Source organism: Acinetobacter sp. WC-141 (genome assembly GCF_000313935.1).
In the GTDB taxonomy this organism is placed as follows: domain Bacteria; phylum Pseudomonadota; class Gammaproteobacteria; order Pseudomonadales; family Moraxellaceae; genus Acinetobacter.
Window position 1 is genome coordinate 1 of record NZ_AMSS01000026.1, and the last position, 3,680, is coordinate 3,680.

General features: G+C 33.3%; 4 protein-coding genes and 1 pseudogene. 2 read left to right on the forward strand and 3 right to left on the reverse strand.

What is annotated here, in order from left to right; translation table 11 throughout:
• Positions 1-187 precede the first annotated feature (187 nt).
• Positions 188-727, forward strand: coding sequence for a hypothetical protein (locus ACINWC141_RS03930; RefSeq protein ID WP_009388182.1), 540 nt, complete (start codon positions 188-190; stop codon positions 725-727).
• On the opposite strand, the gene ACINWC141_RS03935 is transcribed toward ACINWC141_RS03930, so the two are convergent.
• From ACINWC141_RS03935 to ACINWC141_RS03945, 3 genes are read right to left on the reverse strand one after another with little or no spacing between them, the layout of a single operon-like run.
• Positions 710-1,510, reverse strand: a complete 801-nt coding sequence (locus tag ACINWC141_RS03935; RefSeq protein ID WP_009388180.1) for a tetratricopeptide repeat protein — start codon at positions 1,508-1,510, stop codon at positions 710-712. The genes ACINWC141_RS03930 and ACINWC141_RS03935 overlap by 18 nt on opposite strands.
• A gap of 19 nt (positions 1,511-1,529) precedes the next feature.
• A complete protein-coding gene (locus tag ACINWC141_RS03940) occupies positions 1,530-2,303 on the reverse strand; it encodes a hypothetical protein (RefSeq protein WP_009388181.1) in 774 nt (257 codons plus the stop codon).
• Between the two features lie 21 nt (positions 2,304-2,324).
• Positions 2,325-3,011, reverse strand: a complete 687-nt coding sequence (locus ACINWC141_RS03945; protein WP_000897075.1) for a type IV secretion protein Rhs — start codon at positions 3,009-3,011, stop codon at positions 2,325-2,327.
• 114 nt (positions 3,012-3,125) lie between these two features.
• On the opposite strand from ACINWC141_RS03945, the pseudogene ACINWC141_RS19300 reads away from it, so the two are divergent.
• Positions 3,126-3,680, forward strand: a pseudogene (locus ACINWC141_RS19300) (IS3-like element ISAba22 family transposase); the annotation flags it as partial.

Here is a 3,680-nt window from a genome sequence, read left to right on the forward strand (position 1 = left end):
CTTCAATTAATTTGATGGCTTCAGCTTTAAATTCTGTGGTGTAAGTCTTGTGTTTCTTGCTCATGGTAAACTCCTGATGAGTGTGTTTAGTTTACCAAGTTAAAACCTCCTGTTTTTTCAGCACACATCAACTTCATAAACGAAATTTTAAGTTATTTTATTTGAGTGAAGTTTAAGATTTTAAGTTATGAATAAATTTTTCTATAGCGGCCTCTATCTTGTGCTGTTTTTACTTGTTGTAATATTTTTTTGCACAAGCATTCCTGCTGCTAAGTTAAAAATCTTTAATGTAACTCATTCAAATTGGATACAGCTAGAAAAATTTCAGATCTTAAATTATGAAATTAAGTGCTCAAGTCCTTGGGGACGAGGCGGGGACAAAATGGCAAATCTAGCAGTTTCATATCAATATAATTATGGAAATAAAAGCTATCTTCAACAAGACGAAATTTTTTATAGAATATATAAAACATATATTTTTGAACGTTGCGATTCTTTTAAAGAAAAAAATAAAGAGATTTTTAATAAGGCTGTAAAAGATCAGACAATAAAATTATTCATAAATAAGAATTCCCCCAATACATCTAAGTTATTTCTTTCAAATAAAGAATTTAACTATAGATTATCTTGGTTAAGTATTTTCTTCTCAGAAATACAAGGAATTCTATTAACCTTACTTGCGATTGTTACTCTCTATAGTATTTATATGTTAATTAACCGAAGATAATCTTTCTAATGCTTGATCAGCTTCAGGAATATGTTTTTTTGAAGCTTCCATATACCAAAATTTAGCCTTTTCCAAATCAGGGAAAATATTTTCATACATATAAGCTAAATTATATTGTGCTTGAGGAAAGCCTTGCTGAGCCGCTTTAGTAAAATACTCTAAAGCTTTCTTATTATCTTGGGTAACCCCTTCACCATCTGCATACATATTACCTAAATTATAGGATGCTTGAGGAAGGTTTTGCTCCGCTGCTTTTGAGAAAAGTTCTAAAGCTTTCTTATTATTTTGTGGAACACCATCTCCATTTGCGTAAGCATTACCTAAATTATATTGAGCCTTAGCGTAGCCTTGTTCAGTTGATAATTCATAAAGCTCTAGGGCTTTTTTTCTATCTTTTTGAATATAAAGGCCTTTATCATACATGAGTCCAAGGTTATATTGGGCTGCTGCTAACTTTTGGTTAGCTGCACTATCAAAATATTTAAAAGCTTTTTGATAATCTTGGGTTGTTCCTAGACCTTCGAAATACATTCCCCCCAGATCATTTTGTGCCTCAGCTAATCCTTGATCAGATGCTTTTTGAAATAATTCTAAAGCTTTTTGATAATTCTGCTTAACATCTTTACCTAAAAAATATTTTTGACCTTCCTCATATAATCTCAGAGCTTCTGAAGGTTTTTCTTGTACAAGATTTTGTGACGAGGGTTGCTTGGCACATCCAGATAGTAAAAAACTATTAGATAAAATTAAACACCCAGCAATAATCAATAATTTCGATTTCATCTTTAGTCCAGATTAATAGTTAATCAGCTCCTATTATGTGCCATTCTAACATAGGATCTTTTTCAAGCTGTCTTTGTCTTTCCGCTTCAGCAGTTGCTTTTTCTTGTGCTTCCATTAAGTATGCTGCATCTGCTAACCCATTAACAATAGTCACTGCCGCTTGAGATTCACCAAGTTTTTGTCCAACTTTTGATCCGCCTATTACTTTACCAGTAGCATCCCCAACTTTGTTTCCGATATAAAATAATGCTCCAAAACATGATGCACCAACAAGCGCTGCTTTTTGTGGAGAACCTTTTGCTAATTTGGGACATACTTTACCAGCTATTGCTAATCCACGATTACCCACATAAGTTGAACCAGTCATGGTTGCTGCTTTCACAACTAATCCTTTAGAATCACGTTCTCTGGTTAATATTCCAATTTCTGCAATATCTCCTGCTTTTCCTAGCCTTCCGCCTATTTTGTCAAACTTTTTTGCTACTTCGCCCACATTGGATACACTTGTGTTAGGGTTTCCTCGAAATACCTTATTTCCTACATTATCAGGTTTATGAAAATACATACGCGCATTGGTAGACTTTTTAATACGTTCTAAACTAAACGGAGGAGTATTTTTCGAATGTAGAAGTCCCCAAGCAAAGTTATTTTTCTCGATCAGTTTAGTTGAATTAGTTAACACGCCAATATACGTTGAAGTGTCTTGTGCCGTACTCGCTGCTTCTTTTTGGCTTGGCGAGAATAAATAAACAGGTCTGCCATTTTGATTTACTTTTTGATTTCCATCACTCATGATTCAATTTTCCTATATAGCTTATTCTGAATAATTACTTCTTAAATAATCGCCTTTTTCTTCTGTTTCAGGCAATAATTCTATTTCTTTTAATATTTTAGGACTAATTAAAATAATTTCTCGAACAAAATTATTTTCAATACGCATCATAGGTTTATATGTTTGATCTATAAAATTTTTAATAGATAAAATAGGAAAGTCATCATTAGGGCTACTAAATTTCGCTTCTCCATTTTGGTCAGTTCGACAAGATGTTATTAATTTATTGTTGTCATTAGTGATTTGGAACTCTAAATTACTTATTGGATTCCCTAAGAAATCTAAGAATTTTATATATGTTTCATCATTCTTAGTTCCACCAAGTTTGTCGATATAATAATGCCAGTCATCGCCTCCGATCAGAACTTTAACCTTTTCTTTTTCATTAGATTTGATGCGTCCAGTCCGACCATACTGGTCAAGGAAACCAGTTTTTACTTGCCCATTTGAATGTAAAACAGAATATTCAATATTAGATATATCAGGGAATAAATTATAAACATCTAATTTATTACTGAAAGGAGATTGAACGTTAGGGATTTCGGGTAAAGAATAATTAGCTTTTTCCCCGCCTTTAAAAAGGTGTTGTCCTGCTTTCGGCTCAAATTTTCCTGGTGTAATCAGGGTAATACCATCTTTATTAATAATAATTTGAGAACCACCAGCCATCAATAACCTCAATTTTTATAAAAAATATTCAGAACTTTGTATAGATATTGATGTGTGCTGAAAAAACAGGAGGTTTTAACTTGGTAAACTAAACACACTCATCAGGAGTTTACCATGAGCAAGAAACACAAGACTTACACCACAGAATTTAAAGCTGAAGCCATCAAATTAATTGAAGCCAATCAAGGCAATGTCTCGGAAACAGCCAGACAACTTAGCATTTCAATGCAAACTCTTTCAAATTGGAATACCAAAGCAAAGGCTGGAACTTTAGCAGGTACAAAACAGTATTCACCTGATCTAAACGCTCTACTCGAAGAAAATAAAAAACTCAAACAACAGCTCAAAATAGCTGAAATGGAACGTGAATTTTTAAAAAAGGCAGCAGCGTACTTTGCCAAAGAAAGTCAGTAAGGTACGCCTATATGAAACAAAAAAGATATTCTTTTCCAATTACCTTAATGGCTCGATTACTTCATGTTTCAGTTTCATGTTTTTATGATTGGCTCAAGAGAGGCGTGAGCAAAAGAACGATTCAACGAAATCAACAGACGATATTGGTGAAAATAGCCCATGAGGAGACAAAGCAGAGCTATGGTTATATTCGATTAACCAAATACTTACAAGCTCAGGGTATAAAAATGAGTATGTACGCTGTACGTCAGATAA